Below are 6,033 nucleotides of genomic sequence, written 5' to 3' on the forward strand. Positions count from 1 at the left end.
AGCCCTGCGGCGCCGTGCGCGGGAGCGTCTCCGCCCGGCCGCCGGAGTCGGCGGCCGCCACGTAGTACTCGACGACGTCGCCGCCTCGCCTCGGGACACCCCAAGCGCGGGAGTCGTGCGACGGCCGGTGAGCCCCATGCGCTTGACATGGCGCGACAACCGTGGCATACTATGTTCGATAGCCGAACTAACTTCCGGTGCGCTCGCGGCTTCTCCGTCGAGGGAGGGACTTCTGATGACTCTGCGCGGCCTGCAAAGGGGCCTCGGGCTGCTGGTGCTCCTCTGCCTGGTTCGGCCTGCACCGGCTCAGGCTCAGTGCATCCTGGCGAACCCGAGCTTCGAGATCCCCGGCTCAGGCGGGCGCGTCTTCGGCGGCTGGGAGCAGTTCGGCACGGTCGGCTCCGTCACTTTCGCCACGCACGGCTCCACAGCGGCGCGCGTCTCCGGGCCCAACCTTGGCGGCTGGGACGTGTCGGCGTTCTGGCAGCAGCAGGACTGCGCTCCGGGCGAGCGCTGGAGGGTCACCGGCACGGTGGCGCACTCGACCGCCAGCCCTCTCAGCGGAAGCTCCCGCGCCATCGTGAACGTCGAGTGGCACGGCTCAAGCGGCATGATCAGCTACGAGTCGCACGACGTGGCGCTCCCGGCGACACCGACCAACGAGTACAGGAGCTTCTCCGTGCTCAGCAACCCGGCCCCGTCCGGGACCGTTGCCATGCGCGCCCTCTTCGGCGTTCTTCAGGGCCCGAGCGATCCGCGTCCCATCGTCTACTACGACCAGACGACCGTCCTGAGCCAGAGCTACCCGACGATCGAGGACATGCAGTGGAACGACTTCCCCGGAGGACGCACGATCCAGTTCTCGGGACGCTCCTGGCGCGTCAAGGGGCCTGGCTACTACGGTCCCGGGCCCAACTCGTTCTCCGACTCGCAGAGCAGCGTCTGGGTGGACGCCAACGACAGACTCCACATGACCATCCGCAAGGTCGGCGGCACCTGGTACAGCACCGAGATAGCCCTCGCCGAGACGCTGGGCTACGGCGACTACATCTTCACGACCGTCGGGCGAATCGACCTCCTGGACCCAACCGCCGTGCTGGGCATGTTCATCTGGCAGTACGGACCGTGCTACAACGACGGCTACCTCTGGTGGAACCCCTACAACGAGTTCGACATCGAGTTCAGCAGGTGGGGTCAGTCGTCCGGCCCGAACGCGCAGTTCGTCGCCCAGCCCTACGATTGGAGCGGCAACCTCAGCCGGTTCACAGCGACGTTCGCGGAGGGCGAGGTCTCGAGCCACGCGTTCCGCTGGCTCCACGACCGGGTCGAGTGCAGGAGCTGGCGAGGGGGCCCGTTCGACGAGGCTCCCGGGAACATGATCCACGCGTGGACCTACACGGGCCGCCACGTCCCCAGGCCCGAGATACCGCGCGTGCACGTCAACCTGTGGCGGTGCTGCGGCGACCCGGCCGCGAACCAGGAGGTCGTGCTGGGCACCTTCAACTTCTTCCCTGTGGATCCCACGGGAGTGCCGGAGCAGCCATCCGACGCAGGTCAGGTCGAGCGCGCGGCGCGCCTCTTCCCGGCGCGACCGAATCCGTTCAATCCCTCAACGACCATCGGCTACTCGCTGAGCGCGGGCGGCATGGCCGAACTCGCGGTGTTCGCTCCGGGCGGCCGCAGGGTCCGGACTCTCGTGAGCGGCTTCGTGTCGGCGGGTGTCCACGAGGCGACGTGGGACGGACTCGACGAGCGCGGGACGCCTGTGGCGTCGGGGGTGTACTTCTGCAGGCTGAGCGCCGGTGATGCTGTCGAGACCAGGCGACTGGTCCTACTGAAGTGACCTCTGCGGCACTCCCACGCTGACCTTCGCGATCCGGCCAGTGCGCCCGAGGAGTTCGCCGCTCAGTTCCGGCCCCAACCGATCACCCTCGATGAGCGTCTCGGAGCCGTCGTCGAGCATGACGCGCACCCAGGCGTCCCCCTCCACGGCCGTGTAGACGACCGGGACCTGACAGAAGGTGAACGCCATCGCTCCCGCGTCGACGTCCAGCGACGCGGAGTTCCCGTGGACGTCGAAGTACGAGAACAGGGTCGGCTCCCGGAGGAACTCGCAGGACTCGAGAAGCACCGGGCGGAACCCGACGATGCCCCGGTCGACGCGCACTCCCAGCTCCCCGAACCGCGTCAGGATCTCCTCCTTCACCTGTCCCGTCATCCCGGGCTGCTTCGCGCCGCCGTGCCGCGGCGTGTGCGAGTAGGGGTCCGTCGGAAACGCGCCGAACTCGTCCGGCGTCTTCTCGAAGCCGAGACCTGAACGGATCCTCCGGTACAGCACGGCGAGGTCGTCCGTGAGGCCCTTCGGAGTCGCGTCGTCGGCCGCTCGCAGCGCGACCTCCTGGGCCGCGACGAGGAGCTTCGCCACCATGTGCCAGTACACGCAGCCCAGCCCCTCGTACAGGTACATCACGGAGGACCGGCCCGTGTACTCGCGGTGCCTGAAGACGTCCTCGAAGAGCCGCGTCACCGCTCCGCGGTCGCGGGCGACGTCCTCGACGCGGCCCGGACGATCTCCCAGCCGGTCCAGCGCGCGCTCCAGATCTCCCGCGTTCCTGAAGTCGGGATGGAACCTGATGACGCCCGATGCGTCCCTCTCGACGACCGACCTCTCCGCTGCCTCGAGGAGGTCCCTGAGGAGAGGCACGGCGAGCGCGCGCTCACGGGGCACGACGTTCCGCTCGAGGAACGACGGCAGCCGCCTGTCGGGATAGAGCAGGAAGCTCCTCTGGTCCTCCCTGTACAGGGCCGATGAGAAGAGGCGGCTCAGCACCTCCGCGGTCTCCCTGGGATCCGGAAGACCGGAGCTGAGAGCGGCCACCTGTCCCTCCAGCATCTCCGGCAGGGGGCGGACCGCCGCCTCCGTGCCGTCGCCGGAGAGCTCGAGGAGCACGTACGAGTTGTAGAGACCGTCGCTCCGGCGGTTCGCCCTGATACCGTGATCGATGACGCCCGTCGCGGTCCTGCAGAGACCGATGACGTCGCTGACCGAGAGCCTCTCCCTGCCGGTGAAGCCGCGGGAGTACACGCCCTTCCTGTAGTCAGAGAACGCCAGACCCAGCTCGTCCATGACGCTCTTGCGGTCGCGGTCGCCCAGGGCCGCGGTCGCAAGAAGCCGCTCGGCGCGCTCCAGAGCCGACAGCACGCGGCGGAGCCAGGCGACGACCTCTTTGGACACCGGCAGTTCCTCACCGGCCGCGTTCGACAGGCTCCTCTCCAGGAAGGCGGCGTAACGCCTCAGGTAGCAGAGCGTCACGACGGAGACGCCGCTGCCCACGAGCGCGTTGTTGGCGTCGTTCCACTCCGGCCTCTGCGTGTTGAGCCAGATGCCGCCGTCGGGGACCAGGTTGGAGAGCTTCGAGAGGAGCGGAACGAGGAGCTTCTCCAGCAGGTTGACGTGGCAGACGCCGCCTCCCGGGCCGGGCACGAGTCTCCCGTCCGTGCCGATCTCCGACACGCGCGCGGCGATCGCCGCGTCCAGGGCGGCGTCGTACTCGATCGTGCACGACGGTGTCCTGAGGATGTCCTCGTACGGCCTGATGCGGTAGGGCACGTTGGCGTAGCTGAAGACGTCCCTGCCGAGCAGGTCCTCCAGTTCACCCGGCAGGGAGCGCTCCATCGACTCCAGCAGCTTGAGCAGATAGACGATCTGGTGGTCGCCCCAGTAGCCGATGTGGCTCCAGGGGTCGCGTGGGTCCGGCGTCTCCCACTCGACGCCGTCGCGCGTCACGCGGTACGGGTTGAAGCCGTCGACGGTGGAGGCGTTCACGAACTTGGCGACGACGTTAGGGATGAAGCCCGGGAAGGAGACGCACAGCGCCTCCCAGTTCTGGAAGATGTCCCGCCAGTTGCCTTCGTAGTGGAGCGCGCGCGTCCCGTCGCTGTTCCGCACGCGGATGGTGAAGCGGTTCCACGGACGGCTCGGGTCTCCGTGCCGTCTTCCGAAGTAGATCGGCAGGTACTCGTGGCAGAGCCGCGTGAGGTCCGCGTCGCCCGTCTCCCTCGCCGTCCGCAGCAGCTCGCCGACGCCCAGCGACCGGGGCAGTCGTTCCAGGAAGACCTTCCGCCTCTCGGCGGCAGGGCGGTTTCTCACGCGGACGAAGTCCGCGAGGTCGGCCGATTCGACGCTGTGGTTGTCGGCGAAGACGCCCCCGCGCATGCTGTTGTAGAGGACGTTGGCGAAGTGGTGCGCGGCCGCCTCCGCGCGCCCCGACAGCTGAATGCCGTCTGCGCTTCCGACGATCCTCCTGATGTTCTCGCCGGCGCGTGTCAGTCCGCTCTCGACGTCCCACTCGAGGTCTCGTCCCTCGACGATGCGCGCGCGCAGGTCGACGATCTGCGACTGGCTGCGCCCGGCATCCACGGCGACGTGCCACTGCGCGTACTCGGCCGGCCCCAGCTCGAGCGACGCCGCCACGAGGTAGTTCCCTCGGCGTCCGGTGAGGGGCGTCTCGTCCCGGTGAGGACGTCCCTCCCTGAACGCGTCGATCGCCTCGCTCGAGAGGTGGACCTCGCCGTCCCTGAGCCCCGCGCACCAGGCCACGTTGGCCCGCAGTACCTCCGCGGCCTCCGGCCGGTCGCTGATGCCCGCGGTCAGCGAGAACACCGCGAGCCCCGCAGCGGCGTCGACCTCCGAGGTCTTGTATGCATCCGCGAGATTGCCGGCGCCCTGCGAGAGCGCCTGCGACACTCCGTGCGGCAGGACGTTGCGAAGGCCGTCGAGAAGCTCCACGGTGACCGGCGAGGCGCCCCGGTTCTCCAGGGTGACCGTTCTCACCCACCCGAACTCGTCGCACGCGGCCCAGCGGTAGCGAAACACGAGACCCAGGCTCCGCTCGGTCTCCTCGAAGACCAGCCGATGTCCCGTGGCGCTCTTGTACAGGTTGCGGTCGACGGCCGACCGGTCGGTGCAGATGGACGAGAACGGCTCCCACAGGACCGCGGACTCCCCGGTTCGGAGAACCCGGATGAGCGTGATCGGGCCCGTGTGGTGGTGGCCGTCGTGCAGCCTGTCGACGGTCTCGTACGGGAAGATGCTCCCGTCGGGGTCACCGCGACCCGCCGTCAGACCACCGCCCGACGTCACGAACATCCAGAGGTCGGTGTCGGTCGCGAGGGTCATCAGGAACGGGGGCATCAGATGGTACGACGAGATCCGGTAGTAGTCCTCTCCCTCGAACCGCACCAGTCCGCCGACGGGCGTGCCGGCGACGGACTCGGCGCCGGCGTCGGCCGCCGTCTTCGCGACGGACCGGGCCTCGCGCGCCTGGGCCGCGGGCGGAACGAGCCTCAGGGGACTCCGCTTCCGGTGACTTCCCATTCCCGACGCTCTCCGGACGCCGCGCGGCTACTTCAGAAGCACCATGCTCCTCGACGTCCTGCCGTCCGGCGTCCTGAGCTGGTACCAGTAGGTGCCGGACGCCGCCACGCTGCCGTCGCTCGTCCGCCCGTCCCACGTGACGGAGTGCGCTCCGGCAGGGAGCTCGCCACTGAAGATCGCTCTGACTTCGCGGCCCGCGAGGTTGTAGATGACCACCTCGACCTGGCCCGGCCTCGGGAGGTCGAACGCGATCCGCGTCGCGGGGTTGAACGGGTTCGGGACGTTCTGGTGCAGCGACGCGCCGACCAGCTCCCCATCAGGAACGCCCACGGTGCTCACGTCGTACAGCGAGATGTCGTCGACCCAGGCCGCTCCCTGCGCAGTCGGCGTCGGCTGGACGAAGAGGATGTATGCCGCAACCGAGTCCGTGCCGGCCGGAGCGTTGCTCATGAGGGTGTGCTTGGTCCACGTGCCGAGCGACGCGGTCTGGTCCAGGATGATCGCGTCCGCCGCGCCGACCTCCGCTCCTGCCGCGTTCTTGAAGATGAGTCGCGCGATCACCATGTTGCCGTTCCCGGGCTGAATGGGCGACTCGACGCATGTCGTCATCGCGTACGCGTCGAGCTTCCAGATGCTGCCGGCCGTCGCGGGGAACT

3 protein-coding genes are annotated in these 6,033 nt (G+C 68.7%); 1 reads left to right on the forward strand and 2 read right to left on the reverse strand.

Translation table 11 applies throughout. The annotated features are described in order from the left end of the window. Positions 1 to 235: 235 nt before the first annotated feature. Positions 236 to 1,843, forward strand: coding sequence for a hypothetical protein (locus FJY74_09185; GenBank protein ID MBM3308487.1), 1,608 nt, complete (start codon positions 236 to 238; stop codon positions 1,841 to 1,843). On the opposite strand, the gene FJY74_09190 is transcribed toward FJY74_09185, so the two are convergent. Continuing rightward, positions 1,832 to 5,377 (reverse strand): hypothetical protein, encoded by a 3,546-nt coding sequence (locus FJY74_09190; protein ID MBM3308488.1) that lies wholly within the window; start codon positions 5,375 to 5,377, stop codon positions 1,832 to 1,834. The two genes, FJY74_09185 and FJY74_09190, sit on opposite strands and share 12 nt — an antisense overlap. 27 nt (positions 5,378 to 5,404) lie before the next feature. Continuing rightward, positions 5,405 to 6,033 (reverse strand): T9SS type A sorting domain-containing protein (locus FJY74_09195; GenBank protein ID MBM3308489.1); only part of this gene is annotated, 629 nt, incomplete at its 5' end.

This window comes from Candidatus Effluviviaceae Genus I sp. (assembly GCA_016867725.1).
In the GTDB taxonomy this organism is placed as follows: domain Bacteria; phylum Joyebacterota; class Joyebacteria; order Joyebacterales; family Joyebacteraceae; genus VGIX01.

Coding starts and splice junctions, on each gene's coding strand:
- FJY74_09185 (MBM3308487.1), top strand. CDS start 236: ATGACTCTGCGCGGCCTGCAAAGGGGCCTCGGGCTGCTGGTGCTCCTC.
- FJY74_09190 (MBM3308488.1), bottom strand. CDS start 5,377: ATGGGAAGTCACCGGAAGCGGAGTCCCCTGAGGCTCGTTCCGCCCGCG.